This window comes from Rhizobium sp. 2YAF20 (assembly GCF_052114685.1).
GTDB lineage: Bacteria > Pseudomonadota > Alphaproteobacteria > Rhizobiales > Rhizobiaceae > Rhizobium.
Window position 1 is genome coordinate 84,051 of the sequence record NZ_JBFRFF010000010.1, and the last position, 25,693, is coordinate 109,743.

20 protein-coding genes are annotated in these 25,693 nt (G+C 58.1%); 13 read left to right on the plus strand and 7 right to left on the minus strand.

Going from position 1 to position 25,693, the window contains the following annotated elements; genetic code table 11:
• The first annotated feature begins 4 nt into the window (after nucleotides 1-4).
• The 7 genes from thiC to AB4Z52_RS15040 all read left to right on the plus strand — a co-directional run bounded on the left by thiC (nucleotide 5) and on the right by AB4Z52_RS15040 (nucleotide 5,606).
• Complete coding sequence (gene thiC / locus AB4Z52_RS15010) at nucleotides 5-1,831, plus strand: phosphomethylpyrimidine synthase ThiC (protein ID WP_442218722.1); 1,827 nt, start codon at nucleotides 5-7, stop codon at nucleotides 1,829-1,831.
• Between the two features lies 1 nt (nucleotide 1,832).
• A complete protein-coding gene (gene thiO, locus AB4Z52_RS15015; RefSeq protein ID WP_442218794.1) occupies nucleotides 1,833-2,807 on the plus strand; it encodes a glycine oxidase ThiO in 975 nt (324 codons plus the stop codon).
• Complete coding sequence (gene thiS, locus AB4Z52_RS15020) at nucleotides 2,804-3,001, plus strand: sulfur carrier protein ThiS (protein ID WP_442218723.1); 198 nt, start codon at nucleotides 2,804-2,806, stop codon at nucleotides 2,999-3,001. The genes thiO and thiS overlap by 4 nt, the downstream gene beginning before the upstream one ends.
• A gap of 3 nt (nucleotides 3,002-3,004) precedes the next feature.
• A complete protein-coding gene (locus AB4Z52_RS15025; protein ID WP_442218724.1) occupies nucleotides 3,005-3,778 on the plus strand; it encodes a thiazole synthase in 774 nt (257 codons plus the stop codon).
• Nucleotides 3,775-4,395: a thiamine phosphate synthase gene (locus AB4Z52_RS15030; RefSeq protein ID WP_442218725.1), complete on the plus strand. Its 621-nt coding sequence runs from the start codon at nucleotides 3,775-3,777 to the stop codon at nucleotides 4,393-4,395. The genes AB4Z52_RS15025 and AB4Z52_RS15030 overlap by 4 nt, the downstream gene beginning before the upstream one ends.
• Nucleotides 4,396-5,025: 630 nt before the next feature.
• Nucleotides 5,026-5,226, plus strand: coding sequence for a type II toxin-antitoxin system VapB family antitoxin (locus AB4Z52_RS15035; protein WP_442218726.1), 201 nt, complete (start codon nucleotides 5,026-5,028; stop codon nucleotides 5,224-5,226).
• On the plus strand, nucleotides 5,223-5,606 hold the full coding sequence (locus tag AB4Z52_RS15040; RefSeq protein WP_442218727.1) for a type II toxin-antitoxin system VapC family toxin: 384 nt from the start codon (nucleotides 5,223-5,225) through the stop codon (nucleotides 5,604-5,606). Before AB4Z52_RS15035 ends, AB4Z52_RS15040 begins: the two co-directional genes overlap by 4 nt.
• A 177-nt stretch (nucleotides 5,607-5,783) precedes the next feature.
• Here AB4Z52_RS15040 and AB4Z52_RS15045 read toward each other — a convergent pair whose 3' ends face one another.
• Nucleotides 5,784-7,787: an aldo/keto reductase gene (locus tag AB4Z52_RS15045; RefSeq protein ID WP_442218728.1), complete on the minus strand. Its 2,004-nt coding sequence runs from the start codon at nucleotides 7,785-7,787 to the stop codon at nucleotides 5,784-5,786.
• 284 nt (nucleotides 7,788-8,071) lie between these two features.
• Between AB4Z52_RS15045 and AB4Z52_RS15050 the strand changes: the two genes are divergently transcribed.
• Nucleotides 8,072-8,956, plus strand: coding sequence for a helix-turn-helix domain-containing protein (locus tag AB4Z52_RS15050; protein ID WP_442218729.1), 885 nt, complete (start codon nucleotides 8,072-8,074; stop codon nucleotides 8,954-8,956).
• Between the two features lie 273 nt (nucleotides 8,957-9,229).
• On the opposite strand, the gene AB4Z52_RS15055 is transcribed toward AB4Z52_RS15050, so the two are convergent.
• From AB4Z52_RS15055 to AB4Z52_RS15065, 3 genes are all read right to left on the minus strand, one after another.
• Nucleotides 9,230-9,655: a type II toxin-antitoxin system VapC family toxin gene (locus AB4Z52_RS15055; RefSeq protein ID WP_442218730.1), complete on the minus strand. Its 426-nt coding sequence runs from the start codon at nucleotides 9,653-9,655 to the stop codon at nucleotides 9,230-9,232.
• A complete protein-coding gene (locus tag AB4Z52_RS15060; RefSeq protein ID WP_442218731.1) occupies nucleotides 9,655-9,909 on the minus strand; it encodes a type II toxin-antitoxin system Phd/YefM family antitoxin in 255 nt (84 codons plus the stop codon). Before AB4Z52_RS15060 ends, AB4Z52_RS15055 begins: the two co-directional genes overlap by 1 nt.
• A 432-nt stretch (nucleotides 9,910-10,341) precedes the next feature.
• Entirely contained in the window at nucleotides 10,342-12,705 is a 2,364-nt protein-coding gene (locus tag AB4Z52_RS15065) for a beta-glucosidase (RefSeq protein WP_442218732.1), read from the minus strand.
• Nucleotides 12,706-12,972: 267 nt separating this feature from the next.
• On the opposite strand from AB4Z52_RS15065, the gene AB4Z52_RS15070 reads away from it, so the two are divergent.
• From AB4Z52_RS15070 to AB4Z52_RS15090, 5 genes are all read left to right on the plus strand, one after another.
• Nucleotides 12,973-14,028 (plus strand): AraC family transcriptional regulator, encoded by a 1,056-nt coding sequence (locus AB4Z52_RS15070; RefSeq protein WP_442218733.1) that lies wholly within the window; start codon nucleotides 12,973-12,975, stop codon nucleotides 14,026-14,028.
• Between the two features lie 204 nt (nucleotides 14,029-14,232).
• Nucleotides 14,233-15,462 carry an ABC transporter substrate-binding protein gene (locus AB4Z52_RS15075; RefSeq protein ID WP_442218734.1) on the plus strand — a complete coding sequence of 410 codons (1,230 nt, stop codon included), beginning with the start codon at nucleotides 14,233-14,235 and terminating at the stop codon, nucleotides 15,460-15,462.
• Between the two features lie 82 nt (nucleotides 15,463-15,544).
• Nucleotides 15,545-16,417, plus strand: a complete 873-nt coding sequence (locus AB4Z52_RS15080) for a carbohydrate ABC transporter permease (RefSeq protein ID WP_442218735.1) — start codon at nucleotides 15,545-15,547, stop codon at nucleotides 16,415-16,417.
• Nucleotides 16,414-17,316, plus strand: a complete 903-nt coding sequence (locus tag AB4Z52_RS15085; RefSeq protein ID WP_442218736.1) for a carbohydrate ABC transporter permease — start codon at nucleotides 16,414-16,416, stop codon at nucleotides 17,314-17,316. The genes AB4Z52_RS15080 and AB4Z52_RS15085 overlap by 4 nt, the downstream gene beginning before the upstream one ends.
• A gap of 4 nt (nucleotides 17,317-17,320) precedes the next feature.
• Nucleotides 17,321-18,409, plus strand: coding sequence for an ABC transporter ATP-binding protein (locus AB4Z52_RS15090; RefSeq protein ID WP_442218737.1), 1,089 nt, complete (start codon nucleotides 17,321-17,323; stop codon nucleotides 18,407-18,409).
• 323 nt (nucleotides 18,410-18,732) lie between these two features.
• On the opposite strand, the gene lhpI is transcribed toward AB4Z52_RS15090, so the two are convergent.
• The 3 genes from lhpI to AB4Z52_RS15105 form a co-directional block, all read right to left on the minus strand.
• Complete coding sequence (lhpI, locus tag AB4Z52_RS15095) at nucleotides 18,733-20,490, minus strand: cis-3-hydroxy-L-proline dehydratase (RefSeq protein WP_442218738.1); 1,758 nt, start codon at nucleotides 20,488-20,490, stop codon at nucleotides 18,733-18,735.
• 1,405 nt (nucleotides 20,491-21,895) lie between these two features.
• Nucleotides 21,896-24,331, minus strand: coding sequence for a putative bifunctional diguanylate cyclase/phosphodiesterase (locus AB4Z52_RS15100; protein ID WP_442218739.1), 2,436 nt, complete (start codon nucleotides 24,329-24,331; stop codon nucleotides 21,896-21,898).
• Nucleotides 24,332-24,789: 458 nt separating this feature from the next.
• Nucleotides 24,790-25,620: an SDR family oxidoreductase gene (locus tag AB4Z52_RS15105; protein ID WP_442218740.1), complete on the minus strand. Its 831-nt coding sequence runs from the start codon at nucleotides 25,618-25,620 to the stop codon at nucleotides 24,790-24,792.
• Nucleotides 25,621-25,693 lie beyond the last annotated feature (73 nt).

Sequence of the window (25,693 nt, forward strand, 5' to 3'; positions counted from 1 at the left end):
CATGATGAACATTGCCGCAAAGAATATCACACCGACCGTCACGACGGGACCGATGCCCGCCTCGACCAAAATCCATGTTCCGGGTGAAATCCATCCGAACATCCTGGTTCCGATGCGCAGCATCGAACTTCACCCGACATCCGGCGAACCGGCCGTCATCGTCTACGAATCATCCGGCCCCTATACGCAAGCAAACGCCGATATCGGCATCGAAAAAGGTCTCCCGCCGCTGCGGCGAGACTGGATCCTCGCGCGCAATGATGTCGAGGCATACCAGGGCCGCCGCGTCCGCCCGGAAGACAACGGTTTTGTCAGCGGCGAACGACTGACACCGGAATTTCCCGTTATCAGCCAGCCGCTAAAGGCAAGACCAGGCAAGGCCGTAACGCAGCTTGCCTATGCGCGGGCGGGCATCATCACGCCGGAGATGGAATTCATCGCCATCCGCGAGAACCTCGGCCGCAAGGCTGCCTCGGCCAGCCATATCCGCGACGGGGAAAGTTTCGGCGCCGCCATTCCCGATCACCTCACCCCGGAATTCGTCCGGCAGGAAGTAGCGGCCGGCAGGGCGATCATTCCGGCCAATATCAACCATCCAGAAGCCGAACCGATGATCATCGGCCGCAATTTCCTGGTGAAGATCAACGCCAATATCGGCAACTCGGCCGTCACCTCGTCGATGGCGGAGGAGGTCGACAAGATGGTCTGGGCGGCGCGCTGGGGTGCCGATACGGTCATGGACCTTTCGACCGGCCGCAACATCCACAATATCCGCGAATGGATCATCCGCAACTCGCCACTGCCGATCGGCACCGTGCCGCTCTACCAGGCGCTGGAGAAGGTCGAAGGCATTGCTGAGAACCTAACGTGGGAGGTCTACCGCGACACGCTGATCGAGCAGGCCGAACAGGGCGTCGACTATTTCACCATCCACGCCGGCGTACGGCTTCACTACATCCCGCTGACCGTCAACCGCGTCACCGGCATCGTCTCGCGCGGCGGCTCGATCATGGCCAAGTGGTGCCTGCATCACCACCGCGAGAATTTCCTCTACGAGCACTTCGAGGAGATATGCGACATCTGCCGCGCCTATGACGTTTCCTTCTCACTCGGCGACGGCCTGCGTCCCGGTTCGATCGCCGATGCCAATGACGCCGCCCAGTTCGCCGAACTTGAAACTCTTGGCGAGCTGACCAAGATCGCCTGGGCGAAGGATTGCCAAGTGATGATCGAGGGCCCCGGCCATGTTCCGATGCACAAGATCAAGGAAAACATGGACAAGCAGCTTGCCGTCTGCGGCGAGGCGCCCTTCTATACGCTGGGCCCACTGACGACCGATATCGCACCCGGCTACGACCACATCACCTCGGGCATCGGTGCAGCGATGATCGGCTGGTTTGGCACGGCGATGCTGTGCTACGTCACGCCGAAAGAGCATCTGGGTCTTCCGGATCGCAACGACGTCAAGACCGGCGTCATCACCTACAAGATCGCCGCCCACGCCGCCGATCTTGCCAAGGGGCATCCGGCCGCGCAACTGCGCGACGACGCGCTGTCGCGCGCCCGCTTCGAATTCCGCTGGGAGGACCAGTTCAACCTCTCGCTCGACCCTGAAACCGCCCGCAGCTTCCACGACGAGACGCTGCCGAAGGAGGCGCACAAGGTCGCGCATTTCTGCTCGATGTGCGGCCCTAAATTCTGCTCCATGCGAATTTCGCATGACATCCGCGCCGAGGCACAAAAAGAAGGGCTGGAGGCTATGGCAGCAAAGTACCGTGACGGCGGCGATCTCTACGTGCCGGTCGATGCCGTCAAACCTTCGGCCGGCTGAGATGCGCGTCCTGGTCAAAGGGGCCGGCGTCGCCGGCCTCACGGTGGCGCATGAACTCCGCGCACGCGGCGGCGACGTCACCGTCATCGACCCGCACCCAGATTTCGGTCACGCCGCATCCTGGCTGGCGGGCGGCATGCTAGCGCCCTGGTGCGAGCGCGAGAGCGCTGAGGAGGCCGTGCTCTCGCGTGGCCTCGATGCCGCTGAGCGCTGGGATGCGATCCTGCCGGGGGAAGTCATCTGCAACGGGACGCTGGTGGTGGCGCCGGCACGCGATCACGGCGAGCTGAAGCGCTTCGCTGGCCGCACGACGGGCTATGAATGGGTGGAAGAAGAAGCCATGGCCGTGCTTGAACCGGCGCTTGCCGGGCGCTTCAGCCGCGGCCTGTTCTTTGCGCGCGAAGCCCATCTTGACCCTCGGCAGGTGTTGAGATCATTGCGGGAAAAACTTGGCAGGCAGGGCGTCACCTTCGTCAATGAGAATGCAAGCGAACAGGGTTTCGACGATGTTGTCGACTGCACAGGCGTCGCGCGCATTGGACAGACCCGCGACCTGCGCGGTGTGCGAGGCGAAATGCTCTACCTTCGGACCGATGAGGTTGAACTCGCCCGGCCCGTTCGCCTGCTGCATCCACGCATTCCCGTCTATATCGTTCCTCGTGGCGGCGGCCTTTTCATGGTCGGCGCAACGATGATCGAGACCGAATTCGACGGGCCGATCGCGGCGCGCTCACTGATGGAACTGCTGAATGCCGCTTATGCGCTGCACCCGGCTTTCGCGGATGCCACCGTCGTTGAAACCGGCGCCGGTATTCGCCCGGCCTTCCCCGATAATTTTCCGCGTGTGAGGCGGGAGGGCAACGCGATCGTCCTCAATGGCCTTTATCGCCACGGCTTCCTGCTGGCGCCGGCCATGGCCACCGAAGCCGCAAATCTTGTCTTTTCCCGAACCTCTATAGGAGCGCATGCCCCATGAGATTGATCGTCAATGGCGAGCCCCAGACTATCACCGTCACGACGCTTTCCGAACTGCTGGTTACGCTGGACTATGAGGGCGACTGGCTTGCGACCGCCGTCAATGGCGAACTCGTTCATCGCGAGGATCGCGCCGACCACGCGCTCAATGACAATGACAGGATTGAAATCCTGACCCCAATGCAAGGAGGCTGATCCATGCTGACCCTTTACGGAACCGACGTCGCATCCCGCCTTCTGTTGGGCACCGCCCGCTATCCCTCTCCTGCCATTCTCGCCGAGGCAGTCAGACAATCGGCAACGGAGATCGTGACGGTGTCGCTGCGCCGCGAGAGCGCCGGCGGACGCAATGGCGGCGCCTTCTTCGATATAATCCGTGCGCTCGGCGTCCGTGTGCTTCCCAATACCGCCGGCTGCCACGGTGTTTCCGAAGCTGTACTGACGGCCAAGATGGCGCGCGAGATGTTTCAGACCAACTGGATCAAGCTGGAAGTCATCGGCAATCACGATACACTGCAGCCGGATGTCTTCGGGCTCGTGGAGGCCGCACATATTCTCGTCCGCGAGGGTTTCGAGGTCTTTCCCTATACGACAGACGATCTGGTGGTGGCCGAACGGCTTCTGGACGTCGGCTGCAAGGTCCTGATGCCCTGGTGCGCGCCGATTGGAAGCGCGGCAGGTCCGCTCAATCTGTCCGCCCTTCGGGCCATGCGGGCGCATTTCCCCAATGTGCCGCTGATTGTCGATGCCGGCATCGGCCGGCCGTCGCATGCGACAACCGTCATGGAACTCGGCTTTGATGCTGTGCTTTTGAACACCGCCATTGCCGGCGCCGGCGACCCGGTCGCGATGGCTTCTGCCTTTACCAAGGCGATCGATGCAGGTCGGCAGGCCTTTGGCGCCGGTATGCTGGAGCCGCGCGATATGGCGGTGCCATCGACGCCGGTGATCGGAAGGGCGGTCTTCGCATGAGGCTCGATCCCTTCTACCTCATCGTTGACAGCGCCGACTGGATCGCCCGGCTGGTGCCGCTCGGCGTCAAGTTGGTGCAGCTCCGCATCAAGGATCGCACGCCATTGGAGATCCGCGCCGAAATCCAAAGAGCAAAGGCAATCTGCACGGCGCATCGGTGCCAGCTCATCATCAATGATTACTGGCAGCTTGCCATCGAAGAAGGATGCGACTTCATCCATCTCGGACAGGAAGATCTGGCCGTGGCCGATCTTAGGGCCATTCGCAAGGCGGGCCTGAAGCTCGGGCTTTCGACGCATGACGAGGCGGAACTGGCGACTGCACTTGCCGCAAGTCCGGACTATATCGCGCTAGGCCCGGTCTACCCGACCATCCTTAAGAAAATGCCATGGGCGCCACAAGGCCTCGACCGTCTGCGCAAATGGAAGCACCGGATCGGAGCGCTACCACTCGTCGCCATCGGCGGGCTGAACCTGGATCGCATTCCTGGCGTGTTCCAGAACCGGGCCGACAGTGCTGCTGTCGTGACCGACGTCACGGGCAACATTGACCCTGAAGCGCGAACCCTGGAATGGATCATCGCGACCCGTCCATTGATTTCGATCAAACCGAGATGAATGACATTGCTGTGCGTGGACGAGTTGAAGGGCAAATACGACTGCACCCGCGCCAATTTCAGCGTTCGTCAGCCAGCGACGGCCGCTAGCCGTAGGGACACTGCCGAGGCGCATTTTGACCACATTGGCCGCAGACTCGATCAGCTTCGGTCGACCATCCATGCTGCCGAGGACAACAACCAGGCGAGCGTAAGGTAACAGCGCTAGGAGCCAGGTCAAAGCTGGAGCCGGATCATGAAACCAAAGCAAAGCATTGGTGATCGGGCCCGTGTCTTCTATTGCGCGGTCCCTATGCTCGGAACAGGCTTTCGCGACCACTGGCGCGGCTCTACGCGTCGATGGTGGCGTGGTTCTCTTCGTCGCCTGGGTGCGGGCTTATCTATTGCCAGCCTTGAATAGAATCGAACCATGACCGACAATTTTTTCCTTTGATAGGCGCAGATGTCATACGCGTATGGCAGGCGCAAATAGCGCTGGCTTTGGCCTCGGGGAGCACGCCGACTGTCCAATAAATTAATAGGTCACCGTTCCTCAGCTAAAGAACTGCTCTTGCACATGGAAGCAGAATCTAGGCGTAGATTTTCTCACCAAATGGTGCTAATTTACGCGCCTTAACAAAAGAGCCAGTTCATGCGATCGACTATCAATCTCGACGACACGCTTATGGAAAGGGCTAGGTTCCTAACCGGCACCAAGGAAACCGCGGCGCTCGTCCGCCAAGCGTTGGAGACGCTCGTGCGTGTGGAGTCCGGAAAGCGCCTCATTGCGCTTGGAGGAACCATGCCCGATGCCGAGGCAGCCCCGCGGCGCCGGAGCGCAGCGGTTAAGTGATACTAGCAGACACCTCGATCTGGATTGATCATTTCCGCCATGTCGATGCCGAGCTGCGCAGGATTATTGAGGATGATCGCCTACTTTGCCACCCAAGCGTGATCGGCAAGCTGGCGCTTGGCAGCCTTCGGGATCGCCGCAGCGTGATGGCTTTCCTGGCGGCTCAGCGCGAGGCAGTGGTCGCCACGCACGACGAAGTTATGACAATGGTCGATCACCACGGCATTTTCAGTATGGGCATTGGCTACACGGATGCCCACTTGCTGGCATCGGTCCTCCTTGACCAGCGAGCGGCCTTATGGACCAGAGACAAGCGCCTGCGGGCAGCGGCCGAAAAGGCGGGTGCTTCACTGCATACACCGGTCAACGTACCCAACTAAATCCTGAAACAGTCCTGCCACGAGGTTCCGCACGGGTTTTCGATGCCTCGGTCTTGAAGGGATCGGAATCTCCGACCCCTCAAAGAATTCACCTCAATTCCAACGAAATCAAAGTAGGACCGAGAGCAAAGACGATTTCCCTCTGACTTGCCAATGCCTTTCGCCAGGCCTGAGCACTCAACCCTCCAACCAACGCACCTCTTCGGGAGTAAGCGTGATCTGAATGGCCGAAAGGCTGTCTTCCAGTTCCGCCACGGTCCTCGGACCGATGAGAGGAATGATCGGAAACGGCTGGGCGATGACGTAGGCAAGGGCGATGTGGATCGGGCTGCAGCCACGCTTCCTTGCAAGCTCGATTGCGCGGTCACGGCGTTCGAAATTGCGGTCGGAATACCAGACCCTGACAATCTCCTCATCGTCGCGCTTGTCGCGCCCTGCCCTATCGGTGAAGAAACCTCTCCCTTGGCTCGACCAGGCGAAGTTGGGAATCTGTCGCTTCTTCAGCCAGTCTTTCCAAGGGTCGTCGGACGCCGCGACGCAGCCGGGCCAAATGGGATCGAGCATCTGCGCCAGCGAGAAGTTGTTGGAAAGGGCGGCGGGCGCGGTCTTGCCGCTTTTCTCGGCATAGACGAGGGCCTCGTCCATGCGGTCACGCGTCCAGTTAGAGCCACCGAATATACCCCGAATGCGCCCGCGTCGAACTTCCGCATCCATGGCATCGACGAATTCGCCGACAGGGATGTCCGGATTATCGCGGTGCATGAAGTAGATATCGACGTAATCCGTCTTCAACCGCTCTAGCGACTGATCCAGTTGCCGGGCAATGACGTCGGGATAACATAGGGGCGAATGGACGCCCTTGCCAATCAGAACGATGTCCTCCCGGCCGACCTTGCGGCTCGTATGCCAGTCGCCGAAAATGCTCTCGGTCTTGCCGCCACTATAGACGAATGCGGTGTCGAACAGATTGCCGCCCGCCTCGTAGAAGGCATCGAGTGTCAGTGAGGCAGATGCGAAATTCGGGAAGAACTCGAAGCCCAACGCAACGGCGGAGGCAGGCTTGGCCAAGCGGTGGATTTGCCGCTTGGGCACGCTCTTGCCGGCGACAACTGCCGCACCCGCAATGTCGGTCGTGCGCCTGGTAGCTGTCTCGATCTCGTATTCGAGACCGACAGATGCGCGCCAGCGATCGAGAACACGCAAGTTGGCGAGCGTCTCATCGCTGTTCATGCCGGGGAAGGTGAACTCGCTGCGGCCGGCACGGATGGCCTCGCCCACCGCATCGACTTCGAACGAATACAGATAGCGCTTTTCCTCGACCTCGATTGTCTGCTGTCCTTCGCCCCGAATGATTTCGATTTGCCCTACCCCGCCCTGTTTTCCCGAGGCGAACCAGAAATCCTTCACCTCGATGCGGCCTTGCGAACCGATGATGCGCAGCACGTTGTCCTGCTGTGCCATGATCGAGCAGGAAACCTCCGCGACGATGCCGTTTTGGAACTTGAGAACCGCCGATGCCCACTCGTCAACGCCGGACGCGCCGATATGGGCAACGCCCGACACCGTCAGCGGTTCGAGAAAGGACTTTTTCTCGGCAGCGCCCGCGAGCATGCACACCATCGAGACCGGATAGCCGCCGACATCGAGAATACCCCCACCGGCAAGTTCATTGGAAAATAGGCGATGCTCAGGGCGATAGCGGCCCATGTCGAAGCCGAAACTCGAACGGATGATCCGCACCTCGCCGATCACGCCGTCACGCACCAATTCAACGAGACGGGCCGTCTGGGGATGGAACCTGTACATATAGGCTTCGCCGGCGAAGACGGCGGCCTTCCTCGCCTCATGGAAGATCGATGCCGCATCGAAGGCTGAAAGCGCCATCGGCTTTTCGATCAACACATGCTTGCCGGCGCGTGCTGCCTTGATCGCCCATACGGCATGACCGGGATGCGGTGTGGCGATGTAGACCGCGTCGATCTCCGGATCGGCCAGAAGCGTATCATAGCCATTTACGATGCGCGCTCCCGGAAAGTCATCATGGAGGCCGGGCTTTTCCGGATTGCGGGTCGCGATCGCCACAAGGCGGCCAGTAGCGGAACGGGCAACTCCTTCGGCAAATGCCCGCGCGATGGTGCCGGGGCCGATGATGCCCCAACGGATCGGTTGTTCTGAGCTCATGGAAAATCCTTTTCAGTTAGCCCTGAAAGAGTAGTGGGATTGATCAGCCGACCGGTTGCATGCAGCATCGAGCAGGAAGCATCGCCCGAGAGGCGACCTCACGGTCGGTTGCATCTCATCGCCGGCACGTGCGGCGTCGCGACACGCCGGTAGATGCGTGATATGCGCCATTGCGCCCAAATATCTGGAGCATTGAAAACCTCCCTTTTTCAATTGCCGTTCTTCAGCGACACGGGCACATTATCCCGGGGCAAAAATCTGTCTCGTTCAAAGGGAATGTGGATTTGGCGGAAAGTAAGATTGTCGAAAGAACGATCTACCAGCCGTGTCCAGGCAGCATCGAAGGAATGCCGACCCGGTTGCAGTTCTTCCATGCCCACCCTCGGGTCATGATGCGCCCGCATTGGCATGCGCAAATCGAAGTAAACTACATGGTGCGAGGCTCGGTACATTATCGCATGGGCGGCCACGATTTGCGGCTCGGCGCCGGACAGATGTGCCTGTTCTGGGGCGGGCAGCCGCACAGGATGGACGAATCCTCCAATGATTCAGTCTATGCCGGCGCCCATCTGCCGCTAGTGCATTTCTTCCGCATGCGGTTGCCGCCGGCAATCTCCGCGATGCTCATGGGCGGCGCGACGATGCTGACGTCTAAGACCGATTGCGCCGATGAGCAGAACTTTCCGCGCTGGCACAACTGGGCCAATTCCGGAGACGAGGTGAAGGCCCAGCATACGGTGGAAGAACTGCTGCTGCGCGTCGAGCGAATGTTCATGGAGCCTTACACGGTCGTCTCGTCCGGCAAGGAACGCAAGGCCGAAAGCGGCTCAGTCCCGCCCTCGCTTGGCGTCGTACGCATGTGTGATTTCATCGCCGGCAATTATCTCGAGGAGATCGACGCAACCGATATCGCTGCCTCTGCCGGTCTGCATCCGAAATACGCCATGAACTTGTTTCGCAAATCAACGGGTATGACGCTGGTCAAGTACCTAACCCTGCTGCGTCTGTCGCGAGCGCAAGCCATGCTGTTGAATGGCAATGACAGCGTTCTGCAGGTAGCTATGGATAGCGGCTTCGGATCGGTGAGTGCGTTCAACAAGGCTTTCCGGCAAATTGCCGGAAAGCCGCCTTCGGATTTCCGCCGCGATGCTCATGTCGCATCGGCGTGAGCGTCAGGCGGCGGCAGCCTGCTTCTGCTTCTGCAGTCCATCATCTCAGAACAAACGGGATAGACGTAAAGCGTGTCCGTGATCTCGACCCGATGCCGGCGACAGCGCGTACCTTGGTCTCGGAATGGCAGGATGATTGCGCGGATGCTCTTGCCCAGGCGATCATGCGCTTTGTAGGAGGTTTCTCGCCTTCGAACGAACCATTGCACCTTTCGCATGGCTGCACTGCTGCAAAGTCTATTTAATGTGCGGTGAGAACGGAATCTAAAACTGTTACGCCGGCATATCCCACGGATTCACGAGGTTCACTCCCATGCCCTCGAAATCTTTGACCTTTCGTGTGACCAGTGTCATACGCCGGGTGAAGGCTACTGCCGCGATATAAGCGTCATTGATCGGCCTGGGATTGGGTACATGCCATTTCGCCGCCTGAACGGCTGCCGCCTCTTCCAGCGGCAGGATACGGCCGGAAAATGCCCCGAGGACCGTGTTTTCCAGCCAGTTGCGCAGGACCTTCCCGGCGACGGGGTCATTGTGCTCCACCAGCCGAACGCCAATCTCCAGCTCGTGCAGAACCACGGATGAAATGAAGGTTTCGGCCGGATCGACGGTTTCGTTCCAGACGACAACATTGGGATCAGCCCTGCCGCTCGCCACTTTGCGCAGCTCAGACACGACATTGGTATCAAGTAATAGCATCAGGACAGGTCAACCGGCTTGGCATGTTCAGTGCGCTGCGGTAGAGGCAAGTCAACGTCTGCTGCTCCCGGCGCGGCCAGCATATCACCGAGCGTCCGCATTTTGCCGGTAAGCCGCTTGTACTCGTCGAACGACAGGAGGACGTGCGCGGGCCGCCCCCTGTCAGTGATGATGACAGGGCCGTCCTTGGCGGCGCGCTTTGCGCGACCTAGATCGTGATTGAGTTCACGGCCTGAAAGCGTGGTGACGGTCATGGCAAACTCCAACGTTCGTGGCCCCGCCATTTGTGGTTACGTAACCACATTTAATTCACCGAAGCTGGAATTGCAAGAAGTAGTCACGGCCGCCGATCGTGCCGACGTGAAACGAGCGAGGCGCGATCCGGAAATGACTTGCCCGTGACGCCACGACAGGGGAAAAAACGAATAGGTTCACATCTGTAAATAGCAGGCCTCTATTCCGTCCTTTCGCCGAGATCCCAGACGAGACCTTATGCGACGTTATGAGCGCAGACCGAGAACATCTTCACGCTCGCGATGCGAGCGAAGTGGTAATTATGAAGCTCATCGGATGTAGTGGCGGAGAAAGTTCCCAAGAAGAAGCTCTGTTGCTACATTATGATCCTGACAAAATTTGATAACTACATGTTCACATGTTGCGCTCCTCCTGGAGCCGCTTGTTCTCTTTCAAGCGCGGGCAAGATCAGAACCGTTTCCGGCGTTTATCTCGTCAAGAACCAATTGGAGCTGCTGCTCGGAAAGAGCGTCACCCACATACCAGGAAAGCGTGTTGAATATCCCGAGAAAGGAGCTTCTCGTTAATTCAAGCATCTTTCGCGCGTCGGTATCACTGACGCTAAGCGATTCTGAGATGAAAGTGACCAGGCGCTCGACCGCCAAGCCGTTGGCTAGCACAAACATTGGCTGGCTTTCGGTCGTAAGCCGGCGATAGCCGGCTGCCTCTGATCGGCAGTGCAATTCGGCAGAAAGCTTTATGTCGCGGGAAGACGATGCAATCTCGATATGAAATGCCTCTCCGCGCAGGACCCATCGCCGGGCATGTGTGTCATAATACTGGAAATCCCGCGGACTGAGTGCAATCGATATGGACTGTGTTTCACCCGGTTTGAGTGCGACCTTGCAGAATCCCTTCAATTCGCGCACGGGGCGCTTGGCGCCCGGCACCACCGGCCGTACATAGAGCTGGACAACCTCCTTGCCGGGCAGGTTGCCCGAATTTTTCAGCTGGAACATGGCCTTAACCGACTGCCCTGACGTAATCTCGGTGGTATCGATTTCCAGATTGGAATAGTCAAAGCTCGTGTAGCTCAGGCCGTGCCCAAACGGAAAAATCGGCGCGATCTGCTTGAGATCGTAATAGCGATATCCAACGAAAATCCCTTCGCTGTAGCAATGCCGATCGCTTTCACCGGGGTAGCTGTGAAACCCTGGAACATCCTCCAGCCTTCTGGGAAATGTAACCGTCAGTTTTCCGCAGGGATTTTGCAGACCAAATAGAACTCTTGCAATTGCCTCGCCACAGCCCTGGCCGCCATAGAAAGCCGCAACTACCGCATCAACCTCGTCAATCCAGGGCATCTCCACGGCATCGGGAATGGCAAGTACCACAACGACCTTCGCCGCGTTTGCCGCCAGCGCAGAAATCAGCTGGTCCTGTCCGCAAGCAAGAGACATACTCCTACGATCGGAACCTTCGCCATCACTTCCCGTTTCGGCGCTGGCAAACACGATGACGACATCCATCTCCGCCGCTGTCCTGACCGCCTCCGCAATCATGAGATCATCGATGGCTGGGCCGCCAATATGTCGTATGATAGCTTTCTCGCCCGCAAGCCGAACGATTTCGTCAAGCGGTCGATCTATGCGGGTCGGGTTGGTGGTCGCCGAACCGGACCCTTGGATAATGGGATCAATTGCCCAGTCACCGACGACCAGCATGCGCATCGGGTTCTGTGCCTGCAAAGGCAACGTCGAGCCTTTATTTTTCAACAGTACCAGAGATTCCGCCGCCATTTCGCGTGCGAGTTCATGATGGGCCTCGAAATCGCACTCAAAATCTTTTTGCGCCCCTGCGCGAACCTTTTGGATCAGGCGCAACATACGAAAGCAGGCAGCATCGATCGTCTCACGCGAAACCTTGCCGCTGCTGATCGCATCCAGAAGGCTGGCCTTTCTCTGCCGGCTTTCCGGCATATCGAGATCGTTGCCGGCGCGGATTGACGCTGGCCTATCCTTGATGCCGTGCCAATCGGAAATGACGAGGCCTTCATAACCCCATTCCTGGCGCAAGACCGTATTGAGAAGCCATTCGTTTTCAGCTGCCTGAACGCCATTGATGCGATTGTAGGCGCTCATGACCGACCACGGTCGACTTTTGGAAATTGCCCGTTCGAAGCCAGCGAGATAGATCTCACGCAAAGCTCGCTCGTCCACGTCGGAACTCATCGTCGTTCGCTCAATCTCGGAGTTGTTGCAAGCAAAATGCTTGAGTGAAGCGCCGACGCCATTGTCCTGCAAGCCGTTGATTACGCTCGCAGCAATTTCTCCCGAAACAACCGGATCCTCGGAATAGTATTCATAACTGCGCCCCGCCAACGGCATGCGCCTTATGTTGATGCCTGGGCCCAGCAACAAGTGCACACCGAATTCCTGGCATTCCCTCGCCAGCGCTTCCCCCAGCCGGTACCCAAGGTCAATATCCCAACAACAGGCCAGCAGGCTTCCGTTGGGAAAACATGTAGCCTTGCGGGTCGAGCCGAAAACACCGGACGCTCCCTCACTCGCACGCTGATTGACGACCGCAAGGAACTGCTGGAGGGCGGTGTTCTCGCCCTCGGGATTCTCCTCGATCTGGCTGACCGAGTAGCGAACGCCGTAAGTGCCGTCGGTCATGACGATTTCAGGGATGTTGGTGCGGTAATTCGCCTTGCTTTTCCAAAGACCATGCCCGCTGACGAGATCGACTTTCTCGACATCAGTCAAACTATCGACGATAGCGAGCAGATCACGGTCCTTTTGATCGAAATTCATTTGTATCTCTCTTTGCGATTCAGGTCTGCCGGCAATGTCCCAAGCCAACAAGCAAGCGTTGCGACATCCTCTTGGCAATCGAGCGAAAATGGCTTCATTTTTGGCGCCTTTATCAAAATCAAAGCAGAGATTACCCTTCGTATGCTTGCTGCGAAAGGCTATCGCTCAACCTTTCGGTACATCATTTTTTGATGTAGCGTGGTCCAGGCTCCGAATGAACCCGATGTTGGTGATGCCTCTAGCCATAAGAATGCAGGAGATTTGGAAGTGCAGACGATTGCTTTTTCTGCAGACAATACGCCGCTGGATGCGGAGTATGGCTATCAGTCCGTGGCGCTGCCGGGCGACAGACCTTTCCGGGCTTTCATGCATGGCGCGGTCGACATCCCGTTCCATTGGCATCCCGAGTTAGAAGTGGTCATGTCGCTGCGAGGCTCGATCAACCTGCTCGTAGCGGGCCAGCAGTGCCTTCTTGCCGAAGGCGATGTGATGATCATCAATGCGAATGTCATCCATAATTCCGTCGCATGGTCGCCCGACGCCATTCTTTGTGGCGTTCATTTGGATGCCGAGTATTTCGACAACAATGGCCTACCCGGTTTTGCCCGCAGGGAGTTCTTGTGCAAGAGTTTCCTGCACGGCAAGCAATTCGACCGGATAGCGCAGCCAATAAAGGCTATCGTTTCCCGCCTCGTGCTCAATGCGCCGGATCGGCCCGATGAAGCGATGGCCCGCAATATCCTTGCCGATATGCTTTGCTATTTCATTTATCGACGCGTGCCCTGGAACAGTCCCGAGAACCACCGGAATCCGCGTGGAAATGGCGGGCGTCAGCGTGTCGTGGAGATCATGCGCAACATACGCCTTTCCGAGAGGCAGAACATGAACTTGAGCGATATCGCCGTTGCCGAGGGGCTGACCCTCAGCCATCTTTCTCGCCTGTTTAAGTCATGCGTCGGGATAGGCTTTCGTGAATATGTCCAGAATCTTAAACTCGACCGCACACTCCAGAAGCTGCGAACGACCCGCCATACGATTTCCGAGGTGATAGAGGAGGCCGGCTTTACCAACTCGACGCATTTCTTCGCCAAGTTTCGCGAGCGCTTTGGCTGCAGTCCCGCCGAATATCGAAAATTGCAGACGGGCTCGGTTGGCCACGCCGCAGTACCCGAAGAAGATCGGCAGGATATCGCCGACAGGCTCGGCCGCAATATTGCATGGCTCCCGGACGCCTGCACCCTGATCGCGGCGATTCAATCGGATTCCGCCGACAAGCTGCAATTTTCGGCGCCTCATAATCTGGAGCTTCACATCGACGGGTGATCCAGGAAGCACCGGCGACAGCTTGGCACGAATAGTCAACTAATGATGGTCATATGGCCTGATTCACAGCGCACTTCACCAAAACATCAAAAACTGATAGCAAATAGTGGTATATCTGCGCCTTGACGGTCTTCCCGGGTCGGAGCAGCATCTGCCATCCCATAGGACGAGACAGAAGATCTCGCATGGCAGAGGAGAACGACTATGAGACTGATCACACGCACAGCATGCCTGGCCGGATTCTTGCTGGTTTCCGTTGCAGGACCTACCCTCGCTCAAACTGTCGATGTCATTCATTATTGGACGAGCTCCAGCGAGTCCAAGGCGATGAACGCACTGGCTGACGCTTTCAAGGCCAAGGGTGGCAAGTGGATTGACAGCCCGGCGGCGAGCTTTGACGATGCAATTGCCGCAGCCAACAGTCGTATCGCCGGAGGCAATCCACCGTCCGCGATACTCATGAACCCCGGTTCTACGCTGAATGAAATGGTTGCCGCTGGCTATATGCGCGACTTCGACGGTATGGCCAAAGAGGGCAAATGGGCGAGCGTACTGCCGCCTGTCGTGCTGGCGAATATCACCTCCAACGGCAAGATCGTTGCGTTGCCGATGGGGATGCATGCGAACAATTGGGTTTGGTACTCCAAGAAGATCTTTGACGAATTGAAGCTCAAGGAGCCGGCCAATTGGGATGAGTTTTTCGCGGATGCCGACAAGATCAAGGCTGCCGGGTATATACCCCTGGCGGTTGGCGGCGAGGGCTGGCAGGAAGGCAACCTGTTTACCTCGATCGTCATCGGCATCGGCGGCACGGATTTCTATCGAAGCCTCTATATGGATCATAAGGCCGAGGCGGCGACTTCGCCTGTGATCAAACACGCCTTCGATATCTTTCGAAAGCTGAACGGCTATGTCGATCCGGCAAGCCCGGGTCGTTCATGGAACGCCACCACCAACATGGTGATCACCGACCGAGCCGGCATGCAGTTCATGGGCGACTGGGCCAAAGGCGAATTTAAGGCCGCAAACAAGGTCCCAGGCAAGGACTATGGCTGTATGCTGGCACCTGGCTCCAAGGGAACCTATGCTGTGCTAATCGATATCATGGCTTTCCCGGTGGTCAAGGACGCGGAGGCCGTCAAAGGCCAAGATCTGCTTGTAAGCGCCCTGTTTGATCCAGCCGTCGAAGTGGCGATCGCCAAGGCAAAGGGCTCGGTCCCTGGTCGGACCGATGTCGATCGTACGGAGCTTGATGCCTGTTCGCAAATCGGGAGCCAGGCGGTTGCGGCAGGCAATACGGTCGTGGTGGCCCCCTACGCGGCACTTAGCGCGGACCAAAATGGGCAGGTCACCGACCTTATCAGCCAATTCTGGTCCGATGGCTCCATGACATCTGAAGACGCTGCCGCAAAATTTGCAGCGATCTTCAAATAGCGGATCCGATGATTACAAAGGCTGTGCGGCGTGCCGTGCAGCCTTGGGGTTCGGACCCTGGCAGCGGATGGGGAAAACAATCATGCGGTTGATGACTAGGGGGGCATTCCGGCCAGATATCGTTGTCTGTGTTTTCTTCACTGTGATCGCGGCGATATTTTATGGCTCGCTGATCTGGAGCGGATTGATCTCGCTTACGGATTCGAAGCTTCTTCCTAGTTTCCACTTTGTGGGTTTCGATCAGTATGTTCGTCTCTGGAACACACCGCGTTGGCTGACGGCCTGCTCCAATCTCGTGGTGTTCGGCGGTCTCTACATCGTGCTCTCACTTCTCATCGGGACGTTTCTGGCCATTTGCTTGGATCAGAAGGTCCGGATGGAAGGCTTGTTGCGCACAATCTACCTCTACCCGTTGGCGCTGTCGCTGATCGTAACCGGGCTGGCATGGCGATGGCTGCTTGATCCTGAGACGGGGATCCAACACTTCGTGCGCGCAACAGGATGGGAAAGCTTTCACTTCGACTGGCTGACTGATCCACACCGGGCGATATACACGCTGGTCATTGCGGCCATCTGGCACTCCGTTGGCTTCATCATGATTATCATGCTGGCCGGACTTCGCGGTGTTGACGATGACATCTGGAAAGCCATCCACGTCGAGGGCATTCCACGCTGGCGCGCCTACCTACACGTCATACTTCCTAGTCTGAAACCGATGATTGCCTCTTGCGTCGTGCTTCTGACGGCCGACGTCATCCGCAGCTATGATCTGGTGATCGCGCTGACCAAGGGTGGACCGGGTTTCTCCACAGACTTGCCGGCGAAATTTGCGGTGGACCAGTTCTTCGGTCGGGCCAATATCGGACTTGGTTCCGCCGCTTCCATTATCATGCTCGTCATAGTGCTCGTGCTGCTGGCGCCCTACTTCTATTCGGAATTCAGGAAAAAACCATGAGCGTGCAGCCAGCTCCTGTCCAACTGGAAACCATTCGAAGATCACGGCCCGCGCTGCCGGTGGCCCGTATCGGCATCTACCTGTTCCTGATTTCCTCCGCGATTTTTTTCCTTGTGCCGCTGATCTTGATCTTCATGAACTCACTCAAACCCATGGACGAAATTCGGCAGGGCAGCCTGCTTTCTCTTCCAATCAATCCCTCCCTGGAATACTGGGGCGTTGCCTGGAGCAGCGCATGCTCGGGTCTGGAATGCCGAGGCATAAGTCCCGGCCTCTGGAACTCATTGAAGATCACGGCGCCGGCGGTCATATTTTCCGTGCTCGCTGGCGCCATGAACGGCTATGCGTTGTCGCAATGGAAATCGAAATATGCCGACATTATCATGCTGTTCGTCACGGTCGGGCTTTTCATTCCCTATCAGGTGATGATCTATCCCACCGTCAAGATCATGGCCGCTACGGGCCTGTTCGCCACCTATGCCGGCATCGTGTTGATCCACATCGTGTATGGCCTGCCGTATACCACACTTCTTTTTAGAAATTTCTATGTCGGCGTACAGGATGAACTGACCAAGGCGGCCCGGATGGAGGGAGCTGGATTTCTGCGGACTTTCTGGTCGATCATGCTGCCGCTTTCGGTGAACATGGTCATTGTCGTCGGCATTCTGCAGTTCACCGGAATATGGAACGACTACCTTCTCGGCTTCATATTTGCGGGCAATGACAATGCGCCGATGACGGTGCAGCTGAATAATCTCGTTAACAACGCCAGGGGTGAAGTGGCGATCAATGTCAACATGGCGGCGACAGTTCTGACCGCCATACCAACCTTGATCGTCTATTTACTATCGGGCCGATATTTCGTGCGCGGCATAGCCTCCGGTGCGGTCAAAGGATAAAAGGATGTCAGGTGTTTCGGTACGGCAGATTCGCAAATCCTTCGGCGCGATCGACATTCTCAAGAGCGTGGATCTGGAGGTCAAGCCCGGCGAGTTCACCATATTGCTGGGCCCATCCGGATGCGGCAAGTCGACCCTGCTCAATTTGATCGCAGGCCTCGACAAGCCCGACGGCGGACAGATCATAATCGCGGACCGGGACATGACCGACGTCGAGCCGAGCCATCGGGGGCTGGCCATGGTATTTCAATCCTATGCGCTGTTTCCAACAATGAGCGTGCGCCAGAACCTTTCCTTCGGACTTCGGATTAACAAGGTGGCCAAAGGCGAGATTGAAAGGCGGGTGGCCTGGGTTGCAGGCCTGCTTCAGATCGAACCGCTCCTTGATCGCAAACCCAGTCAGCTTTCGGGCGGCCAGCGACAGCGCGTTGCCATCGGGCGAGCGCTCGTCCGGTCTTCCAGTATCTGCCTGTTCGACGAACCGCTGTCCAATCTCGATGCCAAGCTTCGCGCAGAAACCCGCATCGAGTTGAAACGCCTGCACGCCGAACTCGGCTCTACCATGATTTATGTCACCCATGATCAGGTAGAAGCGATGACAATGGCCGACCGAGTGGCGGTCATGCGCGGCGGCCATATCGAACAATACGATCCTCCACAGGTCGTTTACGACCGGCCGGAAACCCTGTTCGTGGCTGGGTTCCTCGGATCTCCGCCAATGAATTTTGCCGAAGGCCGCCTCGTCGGCCCAGACGCCCGAAAGCTTGCTTTTGAGGGGTTTGAGGTCGATGTCGGTGGGTATGACTTCAAGAACCGCTCCGGCGGCGCACACGACGTTATCATGGGGATACGATCCGAAGACCTGAAACCCGTGACGTCTGCAACCGCGCTGCATGCCCCCCGCCTGAGAGCAGAGGTACAGGTTACCGAACCGCTGGGTGCCGACACCCTGATTTGGATGACCGTCGGCACGCGACGCTGGGCGATGCGCATTCCAACCTCAGAGGCCAACGGGATCCGGGGTGCCATTGATATTAGTTTTGACACTGCGAGAGTATCGATTTTCGATGCTTCGAGCGAACGGCGGATATGAGGTGCGCTGTGTCGAGTGGGGAATATACCCGGCTACAGATAAATGTGGCGGCAAGGTTAGAATGTCCGTTTGTGCGCAAAGTTAAAGTGTCACATCCGGCGTCTTCAGCCATTTAGAGATGCGACACTCCAGCTGCGCGAGCCCGCGACCGGACCGGCTGGATCGGGTTGCAATCGAAGGGAGGGGGTGGGTGAAGGTTGATCTTCATTCTTAACTCAATCCCATCATAGGCTCATTCCTTCCCAACGGCATGTCAGGTTGCACTCCCCGAGCCGGTCTCTCGTTTGCCGGAATGGAATTTAGAATTTACCCCAATGGCCGCGCTACACCCGCAGCAACCAGCCGGGCGCCGCCTTGCTATGTACCCCACTACATGCAGCCGTAACGCATGCGGCAATGCCGCAGAAGTAAAAGCGTCGACCGGTTATCCCTGGCCCGTAGTGGGCATATTTGCCTGAGTTCGTTAGTATGGTTTCCGCGCCGGGAGGAATGATCGGATCCGTGATCATGCACCAGCATGTGTCCGTCACAAACTGGACCCCGAAACGCTCGAGCTCCGCTATCAGCCCGACTTCGTTGGCTTTGTCGTGCGTTGCGCGTCCGCAGGTAACAACCACCGCCACATCCGCATGTTTCTTTCGCCCAGCACACAGAGACGCCAGCCTTCGAATTTCGCTGAGCGAAAAGTGTGGGTTACCGAGCGAGACGAGATCGACGCGCTCTTCGCCTGCACTGTTGAGCTCTTCCCAACTCGATGCAAGTTCATCGAGCCGAAGGTTGATGGAAGGAATGTTGATGCCTGCGGGCACCACGGCATCCAGCGTTGTTGCCTCAGGCGTCACCCCCACGATGTGAAACATCGGTGCACTGGAAACGGTCGCAAACGCCGCACCAAAGGCCTTAAGATCATCATTGGTCGGACCGGCTTGGTCAAGGCCGGTGACAACAGGGATACGGTTCGATGCCAGAGCACCAATGTGGTAGCCGAGCAGCGGATAGAAGGAATCGTCGATGTTCTCGATATTGCCGACACTGATAACTAGCCCGGCTTTTCGATTGGTGTCGATGTGCGGGCCTGCCAGCGGCGCGCGGCCGGTTAGTGCGATGCAAATGTCGAGAAAGTCCGGATATTTCATTGTCCGCGCACCAAGAACGCTATTGGCGTAGATGACCGCATTCGATTCTGCCCAAGCCACCTGCTCGCCGATCTTGGGAGCCGTCTCGAGCAGATAGGGCGCGCAGGTGAAGGTGGGCAACGCACCCATCTCGACATAGACGTCACCCAACTTGCTGGCCGGCTCTCCCAGAAAGGGATTAATACCCTGCGAGCGCCAGCGTCGGTGATCGACCGAAATCGAGTTTAGCGTTGTCGGCACCACGACACGCCCGCCCAGATCCCGCAGCTTTTCGGCAAACGAAAGCGAGCCCGGTCCGGTATAGATGCAGCCGTCAACGTGGACTTGTGAGACATCCATCAATTGCGTGGCGCCCTGCAGTTTCGCCATTCGCAGGATTATGCGGATCGCCGATTGTGCAGCCTTTCCGTGGTGCCCGTTCAGATAAGCTCTATCCAGCTCCGACAATTCGACTTCGCCGAAAAGATGGCCAGAGTCTCTACTGCGCGCAGCAACGGCGTCCGTCGCTAAACCGTCGGCTAAACAGGAGACCACGTCTCCGTCGATCTCGACGAATGCCGAACTCACCACTTTGCGAAAATTCTCGCGCGTGAGCGTCACAACGGGAATAGATTGACCGAATACCTCCTCGGCGATGACGACACCGAGCGTAAGGATATCCTCCTCTCGCTCGAACAACATCGCTTTAGGACCTTTGCCATTCAGCAAAAGCTCCAACATCACGCCACTTCCAGAGCAGGATCCCCTACCCCCTGGAATTGCGAGGATATGGTCTTTGAGACAGCGGCCACTCAAGGGGTGATGCCGATCGATCACCTCGCCGGTCCACGGATCAACCCCGCCCCAAAAGCTCAGCTCCAGATCGCTTGCAACAAGATTGCCCGAAGCCTTGCCGTGAACATACGCCGTTCCTGAGACAATCTGTCGGTCAGCGAGGTTGACCATTGGGGAGCCTTTCAAGGTAGGTGACTGAGCAAGCGGTTCGAGTGGTTCGTATTCTCGGCCACATCATGTGCTCGAAGCATTTCCAAAGTTACGTCAGGCTGTCAGATCTTTATAAGCCCATGCTCCGGCCGCGAGATCAGACCGGGTGCCGATGATATCGGACGCCTGCATGACACCATCATTTATCGGACAAATAAGGTCGCCGGACTCTTTGAGCGCGTCTGGCGAGCCGATGTAAACGGAGGCATTCGCTAGCACGCATTGTCTGCCTCGCTCATGTGCGGGGTGAAGCTGCCAATCAAATCGAGATGAGTCCCGGGCCAGAGCCATCTTGGACGCATCCTCGCGGGCCAGATACGAGGCTGGAACAGCTGCCACGCCCGGCGCCAGGTGGCAGGTGGCAGGTGGCAGGTGGCAGGTGGCAGGTGGCAGGTGGCAGGTAGATGGTCAAGCGTATCGGTCAATGTCAAAGCCGCATCTAAATCTTCGCTGGGAATCGTGTCCATCCTAACGGCTCGCTGTTAACAAGGGGCATAACCTTTTTACGTGCATTTATCAGGAGGAGCAACTAAAACAGCGCGATCGATCAGGTTGTGAGTAGCATCTTTTGAGATCGTTGATCTCGAGCGCTTGCGAGGACGCGTCATCAAAATATGGCGTCGTTTGCTCATTGAAAACCACTTTTTTTGAACTCCAGATCGATACAAGCCGGTGGCGACGCGGGCACAATCGCGCGTCGAGGAGAAGTCCTATGCTGTGAAAACGCGCGCAACATCGACCCGCAACCCGCCCCAATACCTACCGATCTGTCTGTAAGTGCTCAGTTTTCCCATGTAGAAAGGGGGTCACGCGTAGCGCGAAACTTGACCCCTCGCCCATGGTAGATACCGAAGCGTCATCAACCACTTATAGGGGCCGCTGGCCGCGGTCATTGTTGAAGGCGTTTTCACACACGAGAGCGTCACAAGCCACAGCCGACGTCGTTGGCGCTGATATCTTTCTGCCCTCCACGCTGGAAACCGAAAAGATCAAACAAAATCAAAGAAAACTCTTCCCGCGCACAGGTCTCGTTAGGGATCGGACCCGGTGTTTTCGCTTCGCGATACCGTGGCCCAGCTGAACGCCTGTGTGAGCGGACACCAAGAGGAAGCGTGAAATGGTCGGCTGTGAGGAAGCTTGTAGGCGCCGCAAGAGGTCGAGATGCTGTTCGCTCATCTCAAACGCATTCTCCGGCTCGGAGGCTTGCGCGTACAATCCGCGATTGCGCGTCGAACGTCCGTTTTTGACCTCCAACGCGGATGTTAGGAAGCCGAGCGGTACGCAACACTTTCTGCCCGCAAGGCAGAAGGCAGCATTGAAGGCACTTCGGTGCATTGCCGCCGTAGAGAGAAACTGTCCTTACGCCTTACGCCGTCAAGGCTTTTGGCTGTTCAAAAAGGGCGTAGACCTCGGATATCGGCATCGGCCGTCCAAACAGCCATCCCTGGACATCGGTGCAGCCATTTTCCCTGACCAGCCGAAATTGATCCGCGGTCTCGACGCCCTCCGCCGTTGTGGTCATGCCGAGCGCGGCACCAAGCTCGGCGACTGCCTTGACGATCGCCTGGCTTTCTCGGCTCTCGCACATCAGACTGACGAAGCTGCGATCGATCTTGATGCGGTTGAACGGGAACGACCGCAGATAGCTCAGCGAAGAATAGCCGGTGCCGAAATCATCCATGGCTATGCTGATGCCGAGGTCACGCAGGCTATGCAGCGTCTTTGACGTGTTTTCATTGTGCGCCAGCAGCACCGACTCGGTGATCTCGAGCTCGAGCCGTGATGGCAGGAGATCTGAAGCCGCGAGTGCCGCGGCAACCTGAAACGGCAGCGTCTGCTGCTTGAACTGTGCTGGCGAGAGATTGACCGCAATCTTGACGGGTAAGGGCCATTTCGCCGCATCGGCGCAGGCCTGCCGCAAGATCCATTCGCCAAGCACGTCGATGACCCCGGTCTCCTCGGCGAGCTGAATGAATTCCGAGGGGGGCAGCAATCCAAGTCTCGGGTGGTTCCACCGCACAAGTGCCTCAAAGCCTGTCAGATTCGACGTCTTGGCGTCGTGCAGCGGTTGGTAGTGCAAGACAAACTCGCCGTTCGGCACGCCGAGCGCGAGCTCGGATTCGAGTTGGCGGCGTTCCTGCAGCCGGGCATCCATACCCGGCTCGAAAGACCTGCAGGTGCCGCGACCCTCCATCTTGGCCTTGTATAGGGCGAGGTCCGCATTGCGGATGAGGATTTCCGAACTTTGTCCATCGTCGGGGGAGACCGCGATACCGATGCTGCTGCCGATGTTGATCGTGTGGCCCTGGATCGAGAACTCGCCGGACAAGGCATGAATGACGCGGCTTGCCAGCACGGCGGCCTGCTCATCGCCATCGAGCAGAAGCTGGAGGATGATGAACTCGTCTCCGCCCACTCTCGCCACCATCGCCGCTTCGCCAGCCTGCTGGCTCAGGCGCTTCGCCACCGCGCGGAGAAGCTCGTCGCCGACAGGATGTCCCAGCGTATCGTTGACCGGCTTGAAACGGTCGAGGTCGACGCAATGGACTGCCAGCTTCTCGCCATTCCTGAGGCTTCTCAGCGCCTCGTCCATTGTGTCGGCCAAGAGGCCTCGGTTGGGCAGGCCGGTGAGGATGTCATGAGTGGCGAGGTGCTGGATCTCGGCGGTACGCTCTTCGACCCGCCGCTCCAGGGTCTCGGCAGCCTCGACCTGCATCGTCATCGCCCGTCCGATCACATACCAGCAGGCCAGCGCCAGCAGCGTGACAATTCCAACCGCGGCATAGCCGGCCAGTTCGAATTCCCTCGCGGACTGGGCGTCTATGTTGCTGTCGAATCTGCTGTTGGGAAAACCGACCCAGAGCCGCCAGGCGCTTCTAGGATCGTTGAGCGAGAGCGGGATGACTTCGGAATAGATCAGATTGGGGTCGGGCGCCGTGAACGAACGGGAATCTGCCGCCAGTGACGTCGACAGCCTGTGCTGGTCGGATTCGAAACCGTATCCTGAATTAACGATGACATAGTCGGCGCTCGGCAGCAATTTCCTCAGTGCCGAGGTGAGCATGATCGCCGAAACGGAGCCGCGCAGGCTGCCGTCCGTTGCGTAGACGGGAACCGAAAGGATGAAGCCGGAGCGGTCGGCATCATTGCGGCTGTGGATGAAATCGGTGTTGTCGCAGGTGATGAGCTCCTTCGTGCCGATGATCGGCACGTTGAGGCCGTCGATTGCGCTCGAATTCGGATAGTTCGCCTTCAGCCATGCAAGCTGTTTGGCAAGCTCATGGTATTCATAGGTTTCGACTTCCTCGGTTGGTCGGGTCAGCTCATTCCCGACCAGCTTTCCCGGCTTTGCGTATCCGGTGGCGTCGGTCCTTGCCCTGGCATTGACGATCAGCTGGTCGAACTGGAGGATTGGCTCCTCGAGCTTGCCGGTGACGGGATCGAAGCGATCGGGGTCGAAATCCAGGGGCAGGAAGTATACCTCGGAAATGGACACATTGCTTGCGAGGTTGTTGTAGATCTGCTGGATCGTGGCGCGGCCTTCGTCGCCCAGATTGGTGCCGTGCCGGTCGAGGTTGATGACGCTGGGCAGATAGGTAAGGGTTCGGACATTTTCATAGACCGCGCGCAAGGCATCTTCGACTGTCTTGGCCGCCGTTTTGGATGCCGCTTGGGAATTTTCGAGGTAGCGTTCCCTGGCGAGCGCGAAGTCCCGCTGAGCGTCTATGCGCAGCGCCACCAGCAGCAGCGTACCGGTCAACAGGATTACAACAAATCCGAGCGTTCGCCTAAAGACACTCATCCGCGTCCCACCGTCAATCGGCAAGAAATACTGCGCAAACGGTTTAGGAAGCGCTAACGAAGATGTTTTTCTTTTGTCACCCGGCGGGTTGATGGTGTCCTGTCTGCTTACGAATGGCCCGGATCGGGCGCTCGTCGTGATTGGCGGCGATGTCGTTTCCAGTTAGTCGGGGGTCTTCCTCACTTTGTGTGGTGACCCCGCCAATTGAGCGGTAGCATGTGTTCTCCGAGCATGCTCCGTGCCAATTCTGCCATAAAGCGCACACTTGATCGTCTCCAATCGGCTGATCTGGCCTCAGCGCGGCCGCCACTTCACGGGAATTCCCCTCGTCCGGTACGGCGTCGAGCGTTTCGTCCACAGCAAATTCCACCACCACACAGAGCGAAGAAGACCCCATGTTTGAGTGTCAAGCGACAGCTGTCGAGCGTAGCGCCTGACGGCGTTACGCTCGACAGGTGTCACGCATCGACGTCGGTCGAGAACGCGATGTCTTTCTGCGCTTCGAGCACCGCCAGGCGGCTCAACAGAGCTTTGCGGATCGAGGCGTAGGTGCTGACACCCAATGCAAGACGCTGCGGTGCGGGACTGCGTTCCGTCGAATCGATCATTGCCTGCACCATCTTCACGGGATCGCCGGTCAGGACGAACGCGCCGCTGCTTACTGCTGCCCGTACGTGCCCCGCCGGCGTGTCATCGTAGACGGCCATCGGGGGTGGGCTGACGAGGCCGCCGCGAAAGCCGGTGCTTGCCGGGCCGGGCTCGGCAATAGTGAACTCGATGCCGAAGGGCGCGACTTCCTGGGCGACGGCTTCGATGAAGCCCTCGATGCCCCACTTCGTCGCGTGGTAGAGGCTGAAGTTCGGATAGGCGATCTGGCCGCCTTCCGACGAGACCTGCAGGATCCGGCCGCCACCTTGCGCCCGCAAATGCGGCAGGACAGCACGGATGACCGCGATCGAGCCGATCAGGTTGGTGGCGATCTGGTGGCGGATCTGTTCGTCCGTCACCTCTTCGCCGGCGCCGAACAGGGCGTAGGCTGCATTGCTGACGACGACGTCGATACGGCCGAGATCCGCAAAGGCGCGGTCGACCGCCTGATGAACGGCCTGAGTGTCGGTGACATCAAGGGAGGCGGTCCAGAGCTGGTGACCATACTGGGCCTTCAGGTCGTCGAGCGCCTCCACCTTGCGCAGGGTTGCGGCAACGCGGTCGCCGCGGTTGAGCAGTTTTTCGGTCATTATCCTGCCGAAGCCGGAGGAGGTGCCGGTAATGAACCAGGTCTTAGTCATCGGAAATTCCTTTCGCGAGGTAACACCTGGCGAAAATAGCGCTTGTCGTTTGTCCAAACTATCGGCACAATGC